The following is a 20018-nucleotide window of genomic DNA, read 5'->3' on the forward strand; positions in this document are numbered from 1 at the left end:
TCAGTCGAGCTCGAAAGCTGTTTCGTAGTTTTGCTTAAGCGCCGGGTCCTGGTCTTCCTTGCGCAGGTAGCAGTTGCCCACTGCCAGTACATCGAGGTCAGTGCCCATGAAGCAGCGGAAAGCGTCTTCGGGTGTGCCGACGATGGGCTCGCCGCGCACGTTGAAGCTGGTGTTGACCAGCACGGGGCAACCCGACTTGCCCTCGAAGGCCGACAGCAGTGCGTGGTAACGCGCGTTGACGTTCGCCTCCACCGTCTGGATGCGCGCCGAATAGTCGACGTGCGTCACGGCCGGAATGTCAGAGCGCGGCACGTTGAGCTTTTCGATGCCGAAGAGCTTCTCTTGCTCTTCAGTCATGGCCAAGCGGCGTGACTTCACCACGTCGGCCACCATCAGCATGTAGGGGCTGTCGCCATCGAGCTCGAACCACTCGCTGACCTTCTCGCGCAACACTGAAGGCGCGAAGGGGCGGAAAGACTCGCGGTACTTGACCTTGAGGTTGAGCGTCTTTTGCATCGAAGGCGAGCGCGGGTCACCCAGGATGGATCGGTTGCCCAGCGCACGCGGGCCGAATTCCATGCGGCCCTGGAACCAACCCAGCGCCTTGCCTTGCGACAGGTCTTCGGCAGCGCCATTGACCAGCCCCGCATCGTCGCGCGTCTCGAAGCGCGCACCGGCTGCCTTCAGGCGGGCTTCGATGTCGGCCTGCTCGAACTTCGGGCCGAGGTAGGAGCCCTGCATGGCATCGCCATTCACCACACGCTTCTGGTCAAGCTGCATGTGATAGCCGACGAGTGCCGCGCCGAGCGCACCACCGGCATCGCCGGCGGCGGGCTGCACGTAGATCTTGTCGAAAGCGCCGTCGCGCAGGATCTTGCCGTTGGCCACGCAATTGAGCGCCACGCCACCGGCGAGGCACAGGTTCTTGATGCCCGTTTCTTGGCGCAGCGAGCGTGTGAGGCGCAACACAATCTCTTCGGTCACCACTTGCAGCGAGGCGGCCAAGTCCATGTGGTGCTGGGTCAGCGGCTCGCCGGCCTTGCGTGCCGGCCCGCCGAACAAGGCGGCGAACTTGGCGTTCGTCATCGTGAGGCCGGTGGCGTAATCAAAGTAGCGCATGTCCATGCGGAACGAGCCATCGGGCTTCACGTCGATCAGGTTCTTGTAAAACAGGTCGACGTACTTCGGCACGCCATAGGGCGCGAGGCCCATGACCTTGTACTCACCCGAGTTCACCTTGAAGCCCGTGTAATACGTCATGGCCGAATACAGCAGGCCAAGCGAGTGCGGAAAGTGGATTTCTTTCTGCACCTCAAGCTTGTGACCACGCCCTACGGCAACCGAAGTGGTGGCCCATTCGCCCACGCCGTCCATCGTCAAGACCACGGCCTCTTCGAAGGGTGACGGGAAGAACACGCTGGCCGCATGGCTCAGGTGATGCTCGCTGAACAGCAACTCGCCGTTCCAGCCACCTTGGGTGTCCATCTTCTTGACGGCCTTGAGCAGCAGGTCTTTCAGGAACAGCTTCTCTCTCAGCCACAAGGGAATCGACATGCGGAACGACTTGAACCCACGCGGTGCAAACGCGAGGTAGGTCTCGAGCAGCCGCTCGAACTTCAGGAAAGGCTTGTCGTAGAACACCACGCGGTCGATGCCGCTCATGCCAACCCCGGCCTCGGCCAAGCAGTACTCGATGGCGTGCTTGGGGAAGGCAGAGTCGTGCTTCTTGCGCGTGAAGCGCTCCTCCTGAGCCGCCGCCACGATCACACCGTCTTCGACCAAAGCCGCGGCACTGTCGTGGTAGTAGGCCGATATGCCGAGTATGCGCATCTGTGGTCTGGCTCAGAAAAGCGTGTAGATGAACGGTGCCACGGCAGAGCCCTTGGCGAGAACGATCAACAGGCCGAGCAGCGCCATCATCGCGAAGATGGGCCACATCCACACTTTCTTGCGCACACGCAGAAAGGCCCAGAGTTCCTTGATCATCGACATGGTTAATTCCTAAAACTGGTTGGTCATGGAGGTCGGCTCAGGGCCGGGTGGATCGCGCGGGATCCAGTAAGACTTCGCCTCGGGGTCAAACTTCAAGCGCAGCGGGTCTTTGCCCGACAGGCGCATCACCAAGCCAACCGGCATGAACACGAGATAGAAGAGGATGCCGAGAGCAATCGGGCTCACGACCTTGGCCATCAGCAGGCCGAGTTTCATCCAGAGCTTGTTGGGCACGGCCAGCACGCCAGGCACTGTGAACGCGACCAAGCCAAATGCAGCCGCAATGCCTGCTGCCCACCAGCGCGGTGTGTGCGAATGCAGCAGCGGCAAGAACGCGACGAGGAGAAAAAACACCGCAAACACGATGCCGAACGAACGATCGGAAGACCCCTCGATTTCGTCTTCTCTTGTCAGATCTTCATGCGACATGAACTCTTTCCTTGGGCGGTGTTTGAAGCGGAGCGAGTTTATCCCGGTCAGGATTGGGTTTGACCCGCAGCGCTCTTGGAAACTCGGGGGTTCCCCCCCGAATGGATGCCTGATTTATCGGCAGTATTCACGCACTTCAAGCACTCTGTCACAGCAGCTTCAAAGCGCGTTTCACTTGTATTCGATGAGCCGTGCGCGCCCGCCGGTGAAACGCAGGCGAACGAACTTGAGCTGGCCCGTGACCTCGGCAAACTTGCCCAGCACCGAGAACGCCGCGCGTGCCCACCTCGCCTTGGTCGTACCGTCGAAGCCCCGGTATAGCCTGAGCATCTGCACCGGATACACGAGCAAGACGACAAGACACCACGGGCTCCAGAATACGGCGCCGAGAACGGCCAACAGTGGAATGCCCAGGCCCCACAACCAGGCGCGGCGAGCCGCGCGCACGCAGTGCCGCTCGGGCGGCGCCCCATGCAGGTGAGCGCCTTCGGCATAGGCATAGCCGGCACGCATCGAGCGCTTCCACCACTGGCCTATGCGCATCATGGCAGCGTCGTGCAGCGTCATCTCGGCGTCGAGCCGCCACACGCGGCCGCCTTTTGCACGCAGGCGCACGCACAGCTCGGGCTCTTCGCCGGCGATCAGGCTGTCGCGGTAGCCGCCCACCGCCTGCAGAGCGGCGGCGCGCATCATCACGTCACCGCCACAAGACTTGGCTTCTCCTATCGGTGAAGCCCACTCGACGTCGCACAGCTGGTTGTAGATCGAGCGCTCGGGATAGCGCTCACGGCGGCGGCCACACACGGCCACCACATCAGGGTGGGTCAACAGAAAGTCTTGCGCCCGTGGCATCCAGCCCTCGACCACAGCGCAGTCGCCGTCGACGAACTGGATGAACTCGACCTGCGGTGCGCTCTCGAGTGCACGGCGCCAGCCAGCGTTGCGCGCCAGCGCTGCAGTGAAGGCCACGTTTGGTGGGAGCACGATCACATCGACGCCCAAAGCCTTGGCCATGGCCACGGAATCGTCGGTCGAGTTGGAGTCGACATACACCACGAGGCTTGCAAAGCGCAGCACTGAGGTGAGGCAGGCGCGCAGGCGCTCACCTTCGTTACGGCCGATGGCCACGACGGCAATGCCGCCGGCTGCAGCCTCTGGCATTACTGCGCCTGCTCGGTCGGTGCGGGGCGCTGCAGCTTCCAGAGCGTGTCGTCGAAAAGCTTCCAAGCGTCCATGCCGCCACGACACAGCAGCTTGAACATCCACGGCGGCTCACCACCCTCAACCTTCACGCGCGGCAGGCGCGCCAGGTCGGCACCCGGCCGCAGCGTGCCGTGCTGGGCGATGAAGACCGAGGTGTAGCCACATTCGGTGAGCATCTTGGCGGTGGCTTCGCTCTCGTCGGTGCGCATGCCGAAGGGGTAGGCGAAGGACCGCACCGGCGCTTCCAGGTGCTGCTCCAGCAGTTGCTTGGAGCGCTCGCCCTCTTCCAGAGCCACCATCGGGCTGAGCTTGGCCACCGAGCGGTGCGTGTGCGCATGCGAGCCCACGGTGACACCGGCGGCCGGCAGGCGCGTCACTTCGTCCCAGGTGAGGTAGCGCTCGCCCGAGATGCTGGTGGTGCCCATGAAACTCGTGGTCACGTAGGCCACTGAAGGGATGCGGTAGCGCCGCATGATGGGCGCGGCAATGTGCAGCACGCTGCTGAAGCCGTCGTCCATGGTGACGAGCACGGCACCGTCGGGCAGCTCGATCTCGCCGCGCACAAAGCGCTCCACGTCGTCTAGCGACACCGCGAGCTTGCGCTCGGCCAGCCAACGCATCTGTTCCTCGAACACTGCAGCGCTCACGCACCACGGGTCACGCACAGCGTCGCCAAAGCGGTGGTAGGTGAGCACGCGTATGGTCGGGCCACGGCGGCCCAGCTTGCGCAACGCGAGCGAGCCGGTGACAAAGCTGCCCAGCACCATGGCAGTACGCGCCGCCTTCTTGATCAACCAGCGAGGCACCGACACGGTCATGAATAGGTCTTTCTGTCTTGCTTCGTCAGCATGCTGCGCATCACGCGCAGAAGGAATTTTGGGTTTCCGATGAGGTAGCGGCCTGCCTTGTGGGGCTGGCGAATCAAGAGGCTCAGCCACTCGAAGCCGATGCGGCGCACCCACTTGGGCGCACGGATCAGGTCGCCCACCCAGTAATCGAACAGCCCGCCCGTGGCCAGACACAGCGGCACCTTCAGCTGCGGCAGGTGGTCGTGTATCCACTGCTCTTGCTTGGGGTTGCCCATGCCCACCAGCAGCATGTGCGCGCCCGAGGCGTTGATCTTTTCGATCACGGCGTCGTGGTCGTTGGGGCCGAGGAAACCATGGTGGCAACCGGCCAGCTCCCAGCCTGGGAACGTGCGACGTGCGTAAGCCGCTGCTTGCTCGATGCGTTCGGGTGTGTTGCCCAGCAGGTAGTAGCGCAGGCCGCGATCGGCCCAACGCGAGAACATCAGGGGCACGAGATCGGTGCCGTTGACGTTGTCTTTCAGTGCCACGCCATGCAGCAGGCGTGCAGCCCAACGCACGCCGGTGCCATCGCCGAAGATGCGGTCCGCCGAACGCAACACAGCCCGATAGGCCGGGCGGTCGCAGGCGTTGTTGAGCGTGTGGGCGTTGACGAAGTAGATGCCGTGCGCGCGCCGCGGTTGCGCGTGCAGCAGGGTTTGCAAGAGACTTAATGCATGCTCCATCGTGACGTCGGTCACCGGCACGCCGAGCACTGACACGATGTTGCCGTCACTGCCCGGTGCCGAAGGGGGTGCAGGAATCGCAATCGGGCCGCCCAGGGCGCCCGGTACGGTGATGTTGGGAGGGCTCATGGCGTTCATTCGACCGCTACCGCCTGCTGCGCCAGCGTGGCGAGCAAGGCTTTGCGATCGACCTTTCCGTTCGCGTTGAGGGGGAACTCGCCGACGAGCCTCAGCTCACTTGGGTGCATGTAGGGCGGCAGGCGTGCGATCACCCGCTCACGAACGGCTGCGGTGTCGGCCGTGTCGGCGCCGATAAACCCAACGATGCCGTCGGCACCGCTGGCGGTGACGGGCCAGCCCACGGCGATGGCCACATCAACACCAGCCTCTTCGCGCAAGATGGCTTCGACTTCGCCCAACTCGACGCGGTACCCCTGGATCTTGATCTGGTTGTCGACGCGGCCCAGGTAGACCATGGGCTCACCGGCTGCGGGGCGGCGCACGCGGTCGCCGGTACGGTAGTACACCTCGCTGCAGCCCGAAGGCGTGATGAACGCCGCCGCGGTGCGCTGCGCATCTTTGTAGTAGCCGAGCGTGAGCTGCGGGCCGGTCATGAGCAACTCACCCGACTCACCCACTGCCACTTCGCGTTGCTGCTCGTCGGCCACCAGCACCTTCATGCCGGGATAAGGCTCACCGATGGGGACCACGCCGAAAGCGCTTTGCGCTGGCGACACTTCATTGTTCCAACGGTAGAGCGTGCAGGCGATGGTCAGCTCGGTCGGGCCGTACAAGTTCTCGACAATGGACTGCGGCGCGGCCTCGGCCCACTTCTGCACGATCTCGACCGGCAGCGCCTCGCCGCAAAACAGGCTGAAGCGCAGGTTCGGGTACTTGCCGGGTTTGAGCATCTTCAGCCGGCTCATCAGCACCGCGGTCGACGGCACCGAGAACCACATGGTGATGCCGCAGTCGGTGATGTACTTGCCGGGGAACATCTTCTGGCCGCTGGTGGGCGCGCACACGCAGGCGCCGCGCTCCCAGGCGACGAACATGTCGTGCACCGACAGGTCGAAGGTGAGGTCAAAGGTCTGGGAGAAACGGTCTTGCTCGGTCACTGCGTAGCGCTCGACCATGGCGTCGACATAGGGCACGGCATTGCGGTGCGCCACCATCACGCCTTTGGGCTGGCCGGTGCTGCCCGAGGTGAACAGAAGATAGGCGATGCTGTTCGCATCAACCGGGCCCGCCGACCAGCCGGTCGCGTCCGCTAAATCGCGTACGCCCAAAAAGCGATGCTGGGGCCACTGCGCGGCGAGTTCGCTCACGTCGTCGTGGTCGGGCAGCAGCAAGACGAGCGATGTCTCCACGCCGTGCAACACCTCGCCGAGCTGGCTCGCGCCATGGGCGTCGACGATCAGGCTGCGGCACTCCGAACGCACCAGCATGCTGTGCGTGCGGTCAGCAGGGAACCCAGGGTTCAGCGGCACATAGCCATGGCCGCGCAACAGGCCGGCCAGCACGCCGGCATAGGCGGTGATCGAGCGGTGCGCAAACACCGCGGTCAACGAAGGCTCGCCGGCAGGGGCATGCGCCGACAGGGTCTGCGCCAGCGCAGCCGCGCGCGCCATCAGCTGCGCATAGCTCAGCACCGCGCCATCCAGCTGCAAGGCTGGGCGGTCGGGGTACTGCTCCGCTGAGCGGAGAAAGCCGGTGCGAAGGCTGCGCGCTTGCGGCATGTCAGGTCACCTGAGCGAAGAAGGCTGCATAGAGCGTGTTGATGCTGGTGAAGACTTCGGGCTCGATGTCGTCGGTGTCTACGTCTTCGCCGCGCAGGCTTTCAATGAAGAGCACGAACTCGACGATGTCGAGCGAAGACAAGATGCCCTCTTCGAGAATGCGTGTTTCATCGGTGAACGCGGCGGCTTTGGCGGGCGCTTTGGTGTGCTTGATGATCCAGGTGCGCAGCTTGGTTCTGACTTCACTCTCTTGCATGTTGCTCACTCACCTCGCTCAGAGCGAGGGCTCCTCGGCCAGCAGGCCTGTCTTGATGAAATAGCTCACGACCTTGGCCGACGCCTTCTGGCGTTGCTCGGCGCAGACCGGGTGGGCCATCGCCATCTGCCGCACTTCGTACGAATCGGCCAGGCCGGCATCGCGGTACATGGCGGGGTTGTAGTAGTCGCCCCAAGAGGCACGCAAATAGGCCACCAACCACTCGCGAAAGCTCGCAAGCGTTTCGGCTGACCAGTCGGGCGAAAACTTGGCGAAGAGCTCGGCCAGCTGCAAGCGGCCGAAGGCCAGGTGGCGGGCTTCGTCGATGTGGTGCACCTTGTTGACTTCGCGCACCAGCGCATCAACGCGCGCGTCTTTCTCAATGGCCAGGTTGTAGTAGTCGCCCAGCTCCTCGACGACCATCACCTTGCAGTAGAACGCCACTTCTTCCTCACCCTTGGCGTAGGTCTTGGGCAGCGAGATTTTCTTCTCGGGATACACCTTGCCGATGTAACGGTTGCAGAACTCGCCGAACATCACCATGTGCTTGTTCTCTTCGTCGACGAAGTGGTGCAGGTATTCGTTGACCGAGGTGGTGTTGCCCTTGGAGTAGAGGCGGTCGACCAGGCCTGCCACCAGCGGGCGCTCGCCTTGCAGCACCAGGCTGAAGAAGTTGCCCAGCTCGTACAGGCTCAGCTTCTTTTGCTGTTCTTCGGTGAGGGCTTCATATGCCGGCGTGCCGTAGATCGAGATCAGCTCGGGCGGCATGTACCAGACGTTTTGCTCAAGCGCCTCGGGCCAGTTGAAGGTGTTGTAAACGTCCCAGGTTTTCTTGCGCGAAGCCTTGGTCAGGCGCGTGGCGAGTTCGGATGCGGATTCCATGGACAACTTCCTGTCGGGCATAGCGTGGGGAAGCGAAAGTATCGCCATGAAATGCAAGCCTTTGCAATCCCGCAGGCCGGCGAAATCACAGGGCCATGGGGCCGTGACCGTCCATATTTGTCAGATGAAGGCCCTGTGACACCTGATCGAAGGGGGACAGTGCTTCTTGTAGCGCCGCAGAGGCCGCAAACAGCCGCTTGTCGGGCAGCACGGCATAGCCGTTTTGCGCGAAGCCGCGGGCCCAGCCGGGGTGGGCTTGGTTGGACACCACGATGTCGACACCGCGCTCGGTGAGGAAGCGCGTGGCCGCGGCCACCACCTCCCCCGCATCTGCGGGGTCGGCCAGGCAGTCGACGATGGAACCAACGCGCAGGTCACCGAATCGGTGCTCGCCTTTCATCTGCGTGTCCATGGTCAATGCCCACCCGATGGTCTGGCCGGCACGGTCGACACGCAGGCGCGTGACAGGCGGCCAGGCACCTTGCGGCGCCAGCGCATTCATCGATGCCGCGTCACGCACTGCGATGGCCGTGTAGCGGCCTTTGCAACGGCTCCAGAGCTCATCGGCCCAGGGACCGAAGCTGGGCACTTCAGTGGCACTCGCGCTGAATCGGCCACCAGGCGACTTGAGCTTGAGCACCGCATGCATGGCACGCAGGGCCAGCCACCCGAGGCCGCTGTAGGCCAACAAATCGAGCACGCCTCGGCGCAGTGGCGACTTGCGCAGCTGTGCATTGAGCCTGAGAAAGCGCGCCGGCTTGGCCACGAACAGGCAGAACGGCGTGGGGTGCAGCAGCCAGTTCATCTTGCGCAGCATCTGCACCACCGGCTGGTCGTCACCGCCATGGCCCCAGCTGTAAAGCAGCGGCCGCTTCTTCAGCATGTCGCGGATCATGCGCAGGCCCAGCGTGCCGTGGCGCACGTCGATCGCGCCTTCGGAAAACGGGCCCTGCCAGTCGGTCACCACCTGCACCTGGCCGTTGATGAGCCAGTCTTGTGGCTTGAGTGCAAAGGCGCCACGCACGGCGGAGTCGTCTTCCACAGCCAGGTAGTACTCGCGCCATACGTTCTGGCCGTCGCGCTTGGGGATCCAGTCGGGCTCGGGGTCAACATAGAACGACCAGGGCGAGCCGCCCTGCTTCATGCGCTGGTTGAACTCCTGCACGGCAAAGCGCCGGTCAACGCTGTGCGGGACGATTTGTATGGCCATGGGAGCTTTGTGAGGCGGCAGTGCTGGTGGGCAGGCCGCTGTGGAACAGGGCGGAATTGCGCAGCAGATCGCGGAAGAAATACGGCGGGTACTCGGCCGGCTTGCGCTGCACCAGGTTGCGCAGCTTCCAGGTGCTGTAGGCCAGCGCCCAGACCACGTCGACGGCGGCCGCGTATGCGCGGCCATGGTTCTTGACCCAATAGCGGCGACGCGAGTCGAACCAGTATTGCGGGCGCCGCTTGACGGCCGCGTGGTGGCCGCTCACCCCGGTGCTTTGCCCAACGAAGTGCTTGACGCAGCTTTGTGGCACGTACCAGGTCTGCCACCCGCCGCGGCGCGCGGCGAGGCTGAAGTCGGTTTCTTCGAAATAGAGAAAGTAGCCTTGGTCCATCAGGCCAACCGTCTCGAAGACTTCGCGCCGCACCAGCATGCTGGCACCGGGCAACCAGTCGACCTGCTCAGGCTCACTGCCCATGAGGCGCAGGCCGACGTGCTCTTTCAGCAGCCTCGCGACAACACCCAGGCGCAAGCCGCTCGCCAGTTCACTCCAGATGGTGGGGAAGTGAAAGGTGTAGGGCCACGGCTGGTCGTTGCCCAGCAGGTAGCTGCTGCCGGCGATGCCCGCGCGCGGCTGGGTCTGCATGAAGTCGACCAAGGCGCGCAAAGCCCCGGGGAACACACGGGTGTCGGGGTTGAGCAGCCAGTAGTAGCAAGGGGCGTCGGGCTGCTGCAGCGTCAAGCGCACCACCTCGTTGTTGCCATACGAAAAACCACCGTTCACCGGCGACGCCAGCAATTGCGCCCAGCCCGACCAGCCGTTTTCGGCAATGGCCCGCGCGATGAGCTCGGCAGAGCCGTCGCCTGAAGCGTTGTCGACCACGGTGACGCGGCTGCCGGGGAAGGCAGCCACCTCATCCACCAGCGAGCGCAGGCAGTCGATCGCCAAGCCGCCGGTGCGGTAGTTGACGATCGCCACATGCACGGGCATCGGGGTGCTCATGCCCTCTTTTGCCGCACCAGAGGCGGCCCGCTGTCACCGCTGAACAGGGCACTGTGGCGGATGAAGTCGGCTAGAAAATGCGGCGCGCCTTGCGCCGGTTTGCGCCGCAGCCAGCGGATGAATCGCCCGACCGGGTAGGCCAGCATCACCAGCAGGTCGGTCATGGCCGCGTAGAGGCGGCCATGCTGGGTGACGAAATAACGCCGCCGCGACTCGAACCAATAGCGGGGCAAACGTTTCGGCGCGCGGTCACGCACGGTCACACCGCTGCTCTGCCCTACCAAGTGCACGACGCGGCTCTGCGGCACATGCCAGCAGCCCCAGCCGGCCAACTGCGCGCGCCTAAGAAAATCGGTTTCTTCGAAGTAGAGAAAATAACCCTCGTCCATCAGGCCGACATCGTCGATCACGGCTTTGCGAAACATCACGAAAGCACCCGACACCCAGTCGACCTGGCGCGGCTCTTCCGGAATGCCCAGGCGTGTGAGGCGCCGCTTGAACAGGCGGTCAAGCACGCCCACGCCCAGATAGCCCAGGGCTTCGCTGAAAACGCTGGGGAAGCGGAAGCAGCACATCTGCGGCGTGGCATCAAGGTCTTCGCTGCGGCCCCCTGCCATGCCCACCTTGGGGTGGGCGACGAGGAAGTCGAGCATGATGCGCAGCGCCCCTGGGCGCACCAGGGTGTCAGGGTTCAACAGCAGCAGGAACTCTGCCGGCTGCTGCTCGGCCAGCATGGCGCGTATGGCCACGTTGTTGCCCGCGGCAAAGCCGTGGTTGCCAGCTGCGCGCATCAGCGTTGCCCAGCGGCCCCAGCCGTTCTCGGCGATGGCTTGTTCCACACGGATGTCAGAGCCGTCAGGTGAGGCGTTGTCGACCACGATCACGCGCGTGCCCGGCACCGAGGCGAGCTCCGGCTCAATTGACCGCAGGCAATCGATGGTGAGGTCGGCCCCTTTCCACGCGACGATGGAAATCAACAGGCGCGTGGGGGCCGGTGCCGGGTTCATGCGACCGCGTTGACCCGAATCGCAAGGTTGCCCGGCGGGTGGGTGTTCTCGTGCAGCAGCTGGTGCGCCGTGCCCACCTGATCGAAGGAGAAGGTGCGCGCCAATGCAGGGTGGACGTCACCGGATATCACCATGTCGTTCAGCGCACGGCACTGCTCGGCGTTGGCGAAGTGCGAGCCTTGCAGGCGCTTCTGGCGCATCCACAGGTAACGCAGGTCAATGTCGGCGTTGTAGCCGGTGGTGCCGGCGCAGATGACGATCATGCCGGCGTTGTCGCAGACCAGCACCGAGGTCGGAATGGTCGACTCGCCCGGGTGCTCAAGCACGATGCGCGGGCCTTGCCGCGAGCCCAGCACTTCAGACCACTTCTTGCGGAAGGCGTTGGCCCCTTGCATCCATTTGGCATAGCCCTCGGCATCACTGGTGTCGGGCAAGCGACCCCAGTGCGTAAAGGCCGGGTCTGTGCGGTTGATCACGCCCTTGGCGCCGAGCTTGTAGCAGTGCTCCATGCGGCCCTCGGACGAGACCACGGCAATCGGAATACCGCCCTTGGCCTTGACGATCTGGATGGCCATGGAGCCGAGCCCACCCGAGCCGCCCCAGATCAGCACCGGGTCGCCTTCTTTCACGATGTTGGGTGCCCAGCCCATCAGCTGGCGGTAAGCGGTGGCACCCACCAGCATGTAGGCGGCCGCGGCCTCCCACGACAGCTTGGGCGGCTTGGGGTGGCACTGGTAATCGTCAACGCGGGTGAACTGCGCAAACGAGCCCCAGTTCTCTTCGTAGCCCCAGATCTTGGCGCTGATCGAGGTGATGGGGTCGGCGCCAGCTTGAATGTCGGGGGCGTTTTCGTCCCACATTGCACATGACAGCACCACCTCGTCGCCCACCTTCACGCTGCGCACCTCCGAGCCCACGGCCCAGACGATGCCCGAGGCGTCGGAGCCCCCAATGTGGAACGCCGGCTCGGCGGGGTTGCCCTTGCGGCGCGCGGCGATCACGTCGACCGGCGTGCCCAGCGCGGCCCACACATTGTTGTAGTTGATGCCCGCGGCCATCACCCAGACCAGCACCTGGCGTGGCCCCGGCTTGGGCACGTCGACCACCTCGACCTGGAAGGCGTCGCGCGGCTGGCCGTAGCGCTCACTGCGGATGACGCTCGCGTACATCTTCGCGGGCACGTGGCCCAGCGGCGGCGTCTCGCCGAGTTCGTAGAGTTGCTTGCTTTCGTTCACTTCGCTTCCCCCTTACCTATCCCGTCGATCACTCGTCTGAGCAAGGACACCAGCACGCGCACATTGGGCTCCAGGACCATGTTGTCGTGGGTGCCGGGCACCTCGAAGACTTGCAGCTGGCCCACGTGTGGCTCCCAGAAGTTGTCGGCTCGCACGTAGTTGCGGAACGAGTCGACCAGGCGGTCGCGACTCAGCCGGAACTTCACGTCGAGCTTGGGCCGGAACACGGCCACCGGCACAGGCACCGCGGGAATCTTGTACTTCACCAGGCTGCGGAAGAAGGCATCGCCGATGCGTTTGGATTGAAAGTTGGGCGAGTTGTCGTTCGCGGTCGTCGCAGGCTCCTGGCGGCGGCTGCGCTTTTCCAGCTCCCACTGGATGCGCGCTTTGACCTTGTTGGCCACGATGCTCACGCCTTCGCGCTGCGCGGTCTGGGTGAACATCGAGATGCGATCGGCCAGGCTGAAGCTGGGGATCTCGCGTGCCGGCGTGTCGAGCATCAGCACGCCCAGCACTTGTTCGCCACGGGCCAGCAGCTGCCGCGCCATCTCGAAGGCGATCAGGCCACCGCCCGAGAAACCGCCCAACAGGTAGGGGCCTTGCGGCTGCACCTGCACCACTTCGGCGAGGTAGTCGGTGGCCGCCTCTTCGAAGCTTTCATGCGGCGGTGTGTCGCCATAGAGGCCGCGGGCCTGCAAGGCATAGAACGGCCGGTCTTCGCCCAGCAGGTGTGCCAGGTGGCTGAGGTTGAGCACGTTGCCAAACATGCCGGCCACCACGAAGAGCGGCGTGCGCCCGGCAACAGGCGCCGCATGCATAGGCACCACGTGCTGATAGCGCAGCGCCGGTTTGGCACGCGCACCACTCTCGCCATCGCTGGCCAGCTGGTCAACGGCCGCGGCGTCTTCGCTGTACGGCCCGCCGCGCACCAGCGTGGCCAGGGCTTCGATGGTCGGCGACTGCATCAGCACCGACATCGGCAGGTCAACATCGAACTTGTCGGCGATCTCGTTGAACAGGCGCACGGCGATCAGCGAGTGCCCGCCCAGGTCGAAGAAGCTGTCTTGAATGCCGACGCCTTCAACACCCAGCAGCTTGCCCCACAGCTCGGCGAGGCCCTTCTCGAAAGCATCTCGCGGCGGCGCGAAATCGCTGTCGAGCTCGGGGCGCGAGAAGCGCGCCTCGTTGCTCGCCACCGACGCACGACTGAGCGACTCGGCCTGCACTATCAGCTCATCGACCTTCATCGAGCTGACGATCAGCTCGGCGGGCATCTCGCCGTTGAGCAAGCGGGCCAAGGCCTGCAAGCCTTCGGGCGGCGTAATGCCCTGGCTCACGTTGTGCCGCAGGGCGATCTCGCCAGGCGACAAGGGCTTGGCGCGCGTGGCCGCCGGCTCTGCTGCACCTTCGCCGCCAGCCATGGCAGTTTCGGCTTTCGGTGCATGCCAAGGGCCGTTGAGGCGTCGCAAGGTGAGTCGCTCCACCTCCACCAGCACCTTGCCTTGGGCGTCGGTGAGCGTCACGTCGAAGGTCGCAAAATCGCTGGCCGCCGAGCCGTCGCTGGACAGGCGTATCCAGCTGAACACGTCGGCACCAATCGGTGCGTGGTAACGCAGGCCGCGGTAGGAGATGGGCGCCCACAGGCTTTGCGCCACGTCCTGGTCGGCGTAGCCGGGGATCAAGTCCATGGCGCAGCCGGTGGCGATGTCGACCAGGCCGGGGTGCAGGCCGTCGGTCGTGAAGTCGGATGCAAACTCGGCCGGCATGTGCAACTGGGCCAGCGCTTCCTTGTGGCCCAGGCTCAGGCGCTTCAGCACCCGCCAGCGCGGGCCAAACTTCAGATGGGCTTCTTGGCGCGTGCGCAAGGCACTGGCGCCGGCAGCGGCGCTGGTCGACACCGTGCACCGCGCCTCCACATCGGCCAGCACCACAGGCGTGGGCGCCGTGGTCTCGGCCGGTGTGACACGTGCCGCGGCGCAGCGCACAAAGCTGCCGGGGGTCTCGCCTTCGGCAGAAATCTCTACGTCCCAACGCTTCTCGTCACCGCGCAGGCTGACACGGAAGGCGCGCGAGGCGCCGTCTGCCACGAAGAGCGGCGACTCGAAGACCAGGTTGCTCAGCTGCCATGGGCCGTTGTTGCCTAGCTCGGCCAATGCGGCACGCACCAGTTCCAGATAGCCCGTGCCCGGCAGCAGCGCTTCGCCGCTGCCCAGCCGGTGCTCGTCAATCACCCAGTCGCTGCACGACAGCGTGCCAGTGAGCACCTGCAACTGCGCCAGACCATCACGCGAGGCGTGACGGTGGTCGAAGTGCGGGCTGGTGACCGGCAGGGTTTCAGCCTGCGTGTCTTGCGATGGCGCGGCAAGTTGGCCCACCATGCCCACGTCTTTCCAGATGCCCCAAGACACTGCTGTGACGGGGTACTTGCGCTGCCCGCGGCACGATTCGGCAAAGGCGTTGACGAAGGAGCTTGCACCCACGTAGTCGACCTGGCCGGTGGGCGCCACGTAGGCGCTGGTCGACGAGAACAGCAGCATGAAGTCGAGCGCCGTGTCGCGGAAGATCTCGTCCAGCACCTGGGTGCCGTAGACCTTGGCCGAGAACACGTCTTCGATGTCGCGCGGGCTCTTCAGTTGAATCAGGTTGTCGCGGATCACCCCGGCCACATGGAACACGCCATGGATGTCGCGGAAGGCGGCGCGTGCTTCGGCCACCACTTCTTTCATGCGCTCCGCCACGGCCACATCGCCGGCCACCGGCAGCACGGTTGCGCCCAGCGCTTCGAGCTGGCGCACCTTCTGGATGGCCTGGCTGATGGAGTCGCCGGCTTCGTGCGTACTCAACCATTCGTCCCAGTCGCTGCGCTGCGGCAGCGGTGTGCGGCCCACCAGCACGAGCTTGGCGCGGTACTCGCGTGCCAGCCATTCGGCAATCACGCCACCGATGCCACCCAGGCCACCGGTCAACAGGTAGACGCCCCCTTGGCGCAGGCGCGGTGCGCCTTCGGCGCCCTTGGAGGCGCGGAAGGCACCCAGGTGCCGCTGCCAGCGCACGCCATTGCGCCACGCGATCACGCGCGTGCCGGGTTGGGCGAACAACTCGCCGGCCAGGTCGCCTGATACGCGCAACGCCGCGGCGTCGCTCTGTGCATTGCGCTTGGCATTGCTGCGTGCGGCATCGAGGTCGACATCGATGAAGGCGCAGGTGACGTTCGGGAACTCGCGCGGGATGACCGCGCAGGGGCCGAGTGCAGTCGCCTTGTCGGGGAAAGGCAAGGCCTCGTCACCCACGCGCTGGGCGCCGTTGGCCACCACCGTCATGTGCAGGCCCCGGTCGGTGATGCCGGCCTTGGCCAGCGCACGCGCCAGATGGAACAGCGAATAGAAGCCGTGCTCCTGATTGCGGTGGAAGAAGGTGGAGCCGGCGCGGAAGGCGCGGTCCACCGTCACCAGCCAGGTGTGCAAGATGCGGTCGGGGAAGATCTCGCGCGCCACCAGCGCATCTATCAGCTCCTGGTAGCCAACGCCGCCCGCTTCTGCGGCCAGCGTGTAGGTGCTGTCGTCGACCTGCGCAAAGGTGTCGCCCGGCAGCACCGAGACAACCTGGTGGCCCGCCTCTTTCAGGTTGGCCACGGCGGCAAGCGACACCGGCTCGCGCCCGTGGAATGCCAGCCAGGTGCGTGGCTCTTCAGACGATTCAAGAATGCCCTGCTGCACCCAGCGCGGCTTGCGGAACCAGTCGCTCAACTCCGGCTGGCGCAGCGGCCGCTCGGCGTCGGCCCGCGTCGGGCCCGAAGCACCCACGCCGGGCTCGATCCAGTAGCGTGCGTGCTGGAAGGGGTAGGTGGGCAGCGGCGTGCGGCGGCGATCCTTGCCCCACAAGCGCTCGACGTCGAAGTCGATGCCCAGAGCCCACAACCGGCCCATCACGGTGCGGAAATAGACGTGGTCGGGGATTGGGTCTTGCGGGTGCCGCATTGACGACAGTACGCGCTGCGATGGCGAGCGCGGGTTCTGGCGCACGAAAGAGCCGAGCATGTTGCCCGGGCCCACTTCAAGGTACACGTGGTTGTCGGATTCGAGCAGAGTCTCCACGCCATCGGCGAAGAGAATGGAATTGCGAAAGTGCTGCACCCAGTATTCGGGGTCTAGCGCACGCGCCGGGTCCAGCCACTTGCCGGTGAGGTTGGAAACAATGGGGAGCTTGGGCTCGTTGAGCTTGATGCTCTGCAAGTAGGCGCGAAAGCGCGGCAAGATGCCGTCGAGCAGGCGCGAATGCCCCGCCACATTGACCTTCACCTGCTGCGTGTCTATGCCCTGCTCTTTCAGACGGGTGGCCAGCGCCTCCAGCGGTGCGAATGGGCCCGACATCACCGAGAGCTGGGGGCTGTTGGCCGAAGCCAGGTCGAGCTCTTCGCCCAGCAAAGGCACGAGCTCCTTGGCGGCCATGGGCACGCTGATCATGGTGCCGGGAGGTGATTGTTCGACCAGTTGCCCACGCAGCAGCAGCAGGCCCAGCGCATCTTCGAACGAGAACACGCCAGCGATGCAGGCCGCGCTGTTCTCGCCCATGCTGTGGCCGATCACCACGTCAGGCTTGATGCCGTACGACTCCCACAGGCGCGTGAGCGCAATCTCAACCAGGAAGGTCAGCGGCAGCTGAGCCGACGGCTTCGCCAGTGCGTCGGCCAGCTCAGTGCTCACCTCTTTGGCGAGCAGCACCGGCGCCAGGTCGGCGCCGAAGCGGTTCTTCAATATGGCCAGGCCCTTGTCGATGTGCTCGCGGAACACCGGCTCATGCTCATAGAGGCCCATGCCCATGCGCACGTACTGCGCGCCACCACCGGGGAACATGAACACCAACGCGGGGTGATCCAGGTCCTTGGTGTGGGTGAAAACACGCTTGGCGTCGTTGCTTTCGAGCAGGCTTGCCGCCTCTTCGTGGCTCGCGCAGGCCAACACACGGCGCTGCTCAAATCCGCGGCGCCCGACTCGCAGCGAGTAAGCCACGTCGGCAAGTGGCGCCTTGGGGTTTTGGCGCAGCCAGGCGGCCAAGCGCTTGCCGTTGTCGTCGAGTGCCTTGCGGTTGCGGGCCGATAGCACCAGCAGCTGCGTCGAGTCGTCGATCGGCGTGGGCGCGCGCGCGGGGGGCTCTTCCAGCACCACGAAAGCGTTGGTGCCACCGACGCCTAGCGAATTGACACCCGCGCGGCGCGGCGTGTCGCCGGCCTTCCAGTCGGTCAGCTTGGAGACCACCGTGAACGGGCTGCCTTCGAAGCCAATGCGTGGGTTGGGCGACTCGAAATTGAGCGAAGGCGGAATCTGCTTGTGCTCGAGCGCGAGCGCGGTCTTGATCAGGCTGGCCACGCCGGCAGCGGTGTCCAGGTGGCCGATGTTGGTCTTTACCGAGCCAACCAGGCAGTAGCCCACCCGATCGGTGGTGTCGCGAAAGGCTTGCGTAAGTGCAGCAATCTCGATCGGGTCGCCCACGGGCGTAGCCGTGCCGTGGCATTCGATGTAGCTCACGGTATCGGCGCTGCAATCGGCAACGGCCAGGGCTTCGGTGACGCAGGCGGCTTGGCCGTCGACGCTCGGAGCGAGGTAGCCGACCTTGCGTGAGCCGTCGTTGTTGACGGCAGTGCCCTTGATGACTGCGTGCACGTGGTCGCCATCGCGCAGCGCATCGGCCAGACGGCGCATCACCACCACGCCGGCACCGCTGCCAAACACCGTGCCCTTGGAGCGGTGGTCAAACGTGCGGCAGTGGCCGTCGGGCGACAGCACTTCGCCTTCCTTGTAGTGGTAGCCCACGCCATGCGGCACTTCGATGGTCACGCCGCCAGCCAATGCCATGTCGCACTCGCCTGACAGCAGGCTCTGCACCGCGAGGTGGGTGGCGACCAGCGAGGTGGAACAAGCGGTCTGCACGTTGACGCAGGGGCCGTTCAGATTGAACGCATACGAGACGCGTGTGGACAGAAAGTCTTTGTCGTTGCCGGTGTGGCGCAGCAAAAAGAGGCCGACGGAGTCGACGAGCTCGGGGTTGGACAGCAGGTTGAAGGCGAAGTACGCGCCCATGCCGCAGCCGGCAAACAAACCGACGGCGCCATCGAAGGCTTCGGGCGGGTGGCCGGCCCGCTCGAGCGCTTCCCAGCAGACTTCATAGAACTGCCGGTGTTGTGGGTCAAGGATGGCGGCTTCTTTCTGGCTGAACCCGAAGAACTCGGGGTCGAAGGCATCCATGTCTTGCAGCGTGATGCCCGCCTTGACGTAGTTCGGATCAGACAGCGTGCTCTGCGAAACGCCCTTGGCGATCAACTCTTCATCGGTGTACGTGTGCGTGGCCTCGATGCCCGCCGTCAGGTTGGCCCAGTACTGCTCCGGGGTCGATGCGCCAGGAACCCGGATCGCCATGCCCACGATGGCGATGTCAGTCTCGTTCACCTCGCTCATGCTCTCTTTCCTGCGGCGGGAGCCTCGGTTGAGACAGGGGTGGCGGCCATCGTCACGTAACTCATCGTCTAGTCAATCTTTAATATCTGAGCAGGTGGAAGTCTCGGGCGCTCGCACATGCGAATGGCGAGTTTGGCGCCTTGCCGAGACCGTGCAGCGGGATGTTGTCCGACCGCAATACTCGCGCAATGCAGGGTCTGCAAGCACCGCTGACGACGCGGAAAGCCCGGGAATTATGTGCGCCATTGAAGGGCCTCTAGACCCCCTAGATAGGCGTATGGCGCCCACGGGGACGCAGTCAAAACTCAGTCAGTGAAATATTGCGCACCGCATGAAGCGGCGGGCACTTGCGCGCAGGGTCGTAGCTCGAACTACGCGCGTCAAAGCGCTTTCGAATACAACGTGCCGCCGTCAGCATCCCGTTCGGAAGACGAGACCAAGTGAAGCGGCGAAGTGCAGCTCACGATCAAGACTCGGCTGCATACTGCCGCGAACCGCGTCAGGCCCCGGCCTGTGGAGCTAGGGCGCTCGGACTTCCGCTGGTGTGGCGATGCTCGTCAGAGCAATGGGCCTAGACCGACTACCGAGCGCAGGCTCCGGTGGTGGCTTCAGCGCCGGTGAGGTACACCGTACCCGACACCAAGCCACCTGCCACACGCACGGCAACTGGAGCACTGCTCGTGTTGGGTTGCGTGAAGCACACGGTGTTGTTGAGCACCGTCGGGCTCAGGCCGGCGTCATCGCTGGACTCACCGGGCGAACTCACGGTCACCGCAATCTGCGCAGCCTGGCTGTTGAAGATACGGTTACCTTCGATCACGATGCCCGGCGCAGAGATCACGCACACCGCGCAACCACCCAGGTTGGTGACGGTGTTGTTGCGCACCACGGTGTTGCGAAACCACTCGGCCGAGTTGGCGTAGCCCGGGGTGATGCTGAAGCCCCAGCAGCCTTCGGACGATGCTGCCTGGGTGATGGTGTTGCCTTCGATCAGCAGCCCATCCCACTGGCCGTGCACGGTCACGTTGCCACCGCGGCACACCCCAGCGACCACCGAGTTGTTGGTGAAGGTGTTGTTGCGC

Annotated in this window: 15 protein-coding genes; all 15 read right to left on the reverse strand. The window is 64.6% G+C overall.

What is annotated here, in order from left to right; genetic code table 11:
* Positions 1-1830, reverse strand: coding sequence for a carbamoyltransferase family protein (locus tag AC30QB_RS15990; RefSeq protein WP_489547237.1), 1830 nt, complete (start codon positions 1828-1830; stop codon positions 1-3).
* A 12-nt stretch (positions 1831-1842) separates the two neighbouring features.
* Positions 1843-1992: a DUF5989 family protein gene (locus tag AC30QB_RS15995; RefSeq protein WP_489547238.1), complete on the reverse strand. Its 150-nt coding sequence runs from the start codon at positions 1990-1992 to the stop codon at positions 1843-1845.
* 9 nt (positions 1993-2001) lie between these two features.
* The gene (locus AC30QB_RS16000) at positions 2002-2421 is read right to left on the reverse strand and encodes an SxtJ family membrane protein (RefSeq protein ID WP_489547239.1); all 420 of its coding nucleotides are present in this window, start codon (positions 2419-2421) and stop codon (positions 2002-2004) included.
* Between the two features lie 171 nt (positions 2422-2592).
* Positions 2593-3582 (reverse strand): glycosyltransferase family 2 protein, encoded by a 990-nt coding sequence (locus tag AC30QB_RS16005; protein WP_489547240.1) that lies wholly within the window; start codon positions 3580-3582, stop codon positions 2593-2595.
* Entirely contained in the window at positions 3582-4442 is an 861-nt protein-coding gene (locus AC30QB_RS16010) for a polysaccharide deacetylase family protein (RefSeq protein ID WP_489547241.1), read from the reverse strand. Before AC30QB_RS16010 ends, AC30QB_RS16005 begins: the two co-directional genes overlap by 1 nt.
* Entirely contained in the window at positions 4439-5284 is an 846-nt protein-coding gene (locus AC30QB_RS16015; protein ID WP_489547242.1) for a WecB/TagA/CpsF family glycosyltransferase, read from the reverse strand. The genes AC30QB_RS16010 and AC30QB_RS16015 overlap by 4 nt, the downstream gene beginning before the upstream one ends.
* 5 nt (positions 5285-5289) lie before the next feature.
* Entirely contained in the window at positions 5290-6894 is a 1605-nt protein-coding gene (locus AC30QB_RS16020) for an amino acid adenylation domain-containing protein (RefSeq protein WP_489547243.1), read from the reverse strand.
* A 1-nt stretch (position 6895) separates the two neighbouring features.
* Positions 6896-7150, reverse strand: coding sequence for a hypothetical protein (locus AC30QB_RS16025; RefSeq protein ID WP_489547244.1), 255 nt, complete (start codon positions 7148-7150; stop codon positions 6896-6898).
* Positions 7151-7168: 18 nt separating this feature from the next.
* Positions 7169-8032, reverse strand: a complete 864-nt coding sequence (locus AC30QB_RS16030; RefSeq protein WP_489547245.1) for a diiron oxygenase — start codon at positions 8030-8032, stop codon at positions 7169-7171.
* An 85-nt stretch (positions 8033-8117) separates the two neighbouring features.
* Positions 8118-9242, reverse strand: coding sequence for a hypothetical protein (locus tag AC30QB_RS16035; RefSeq protein ID WP_489547246.1), 1125 nt, complete (start codon positions 9240-9242; stop codon positions 8118-8120).
* Positions 9211-10242, reverse strand: a complete 1032-nt coding sequence (locus AC30QB_RS16040; protein WP_489547247.1) for a glycosyltransferase family 2 protein — start codon at positions 10240-10242, stop codon at positions 9211-9213. Before AC30QB_RS16040 ends, AC30QB_RS16035 begins: the two co-directional genes overlap by 32 nt.
* The gene (locus AC30QB_RS16045; protein ID WP_489547248.1) at positions 10239-11249 is read right to left on the reverse strand and encodes a glycosyltransferase family 2 protein; all 1011 of its coding nucleotides are present in this window, start codon (positions 11247-11249) and stop codon (positions 10239-10241) included. The genes AC30QB_RS16040 and AC30QB_RS16045 overlap by 4 nt, the downstream gene beginning before the upstream one ends.
* On the reverse strand, positions 11246-12484 hold the full coding sequence (gene ccrA, locus AC30QB_RS16050; RefSeq protein WP_489547249.1) for a crotonyl-CoA carboxylase/reductase: 1239 nt from the start codon (positions 12482-12484) through the stop codon (positions 11246-11248). Before ccrA ends, AC30QB_RS16045 begins: the two co-directional genes overlap by 4 nt.
* Positions 12481-18936: a type I polyketide synthase gene (locus tag AC30QB_RS16055; protein WP_489547250.1), complete on the reverse strand. Its 6456-nt coding sequence runs from the start codon at positions 18934-18936 to the stop codon at positions 12481-12483. The genes ccrA and AC30QB_RS16055 overlap by 4 nt, the downstream gene beginning before the upstream one ends.
* A gap of 580 nt (positions 18937-19516) precedes the next feature.
* A partial coding sequence (locus AC30QB_RS16060; protein ID WP_489547251.1) for a hypothetical protein occupies positions 19517-20018 on the reverse strand: 502 nt, incomplete at its 5' end.

This window comes from Rhizobacter sp. (assembly GCF_046595475.1).
Lineage (GTDB): Bacteria > Pseudomonadota > Gammaproteobacteria > Burkholderiales > Burkholderiaceae_C > Rhizobacter.

Bases quoted from the DNA above. Each gene is read 5' to 3' on its own strand.
- AC30QB_RS15990 (WP_489547237.1), bottom strand. From the start codon at position 1,830: ATGCGCATACTCGGCATATCGGCCTACTACCACGACAGTGCCGCGGCT.
- AC30QB_RS15995 (WP_489547238.1), bottom strand. From the start codon at position 1,992: ATGTCGATGATCAAGGAACTCTGGGCCTTTCTGCGTGTGCGCAAGAAA.
- AC30QB_RS16000 (WP_489547239.1), bottom strand. From the start codon at position 2,421: ATGTCGCATGAAGATCTGACAAGAGAAGACGAAATCGAGGGGTCTTCC.
- AC30QB_RS16005 (WP_489547240.1), bottom strand. From the start codon at position 3,582: ATGCCAGAGGCTGCAGCCGGCGGCATTGCCGTCGTGGCCATCGGCCGT.
- AC30QB_RS16010 (WP_489547241.1), bottom strand. From the start codon at position 4,442: ATGACCGTGTCGGTGCCTCGCTGGTTGATCAAGAAGGCGGCGCGTACT.
- AC30QB_RS16015 (WP_489547242.1), bottom strand. From the start codon at position 5,284: ATGAGCCCTCCCAACATCACCGTACCGGGCGCCCTGGGCGGCCCGATT.
- AC30QB_RS16020 (WP_489547243.1), bottom strand. From the start codon at position 6,894: ATGCCGCAAGCGCGCAGCCTTCGCACCGGCTTTCTCCGCTCAGCGGAG.
- AC30QB_RS16025 (WP_489547244.1), bottom strand. From the start codon at position 7,150: ATGCAAGAGAGTGAAGTCAGAACCAAGCTGCGCACCTGGATCATCAAG.
- AC30QB_RS16030 (WP_489547245.1), bottom strand. From the start codon at position 8,032: ATGGAATCCGCATCCGAACTCGCCACGCGCCTGACCAAGGCTTCGCGC.
- AC30QB_RS16035 (WP_489547246.1), bottom strand. From the start codon at position 9,242: ATGGCCATACAAATCGTCCCGCACAGCGTTGACCGGCGCTTTGCCGTG.
- AC30QB_RS16040 (WP_489547247.1), bottom strand. From the start codon at position 10,242: ATGAGCACCCCGATGCCCGTGCATGTGGCGATCGTCAACTACCGCACC.
- AC30QB_RS16045 (WP_489547248.1), bottom strand. From the start codon at position 11,249: ATGAACCCGGCACCGGCCCCCACGCGCCTGTTGATTTCCATCGTCGCG.
- AC30QB_RS16055 (WP_489547250.1), bottom strand. From the start codon at position 18,936: ATGAGCGAGGTGAACGAGACTGACATCGCCATCGTGGGCATGGCGATC.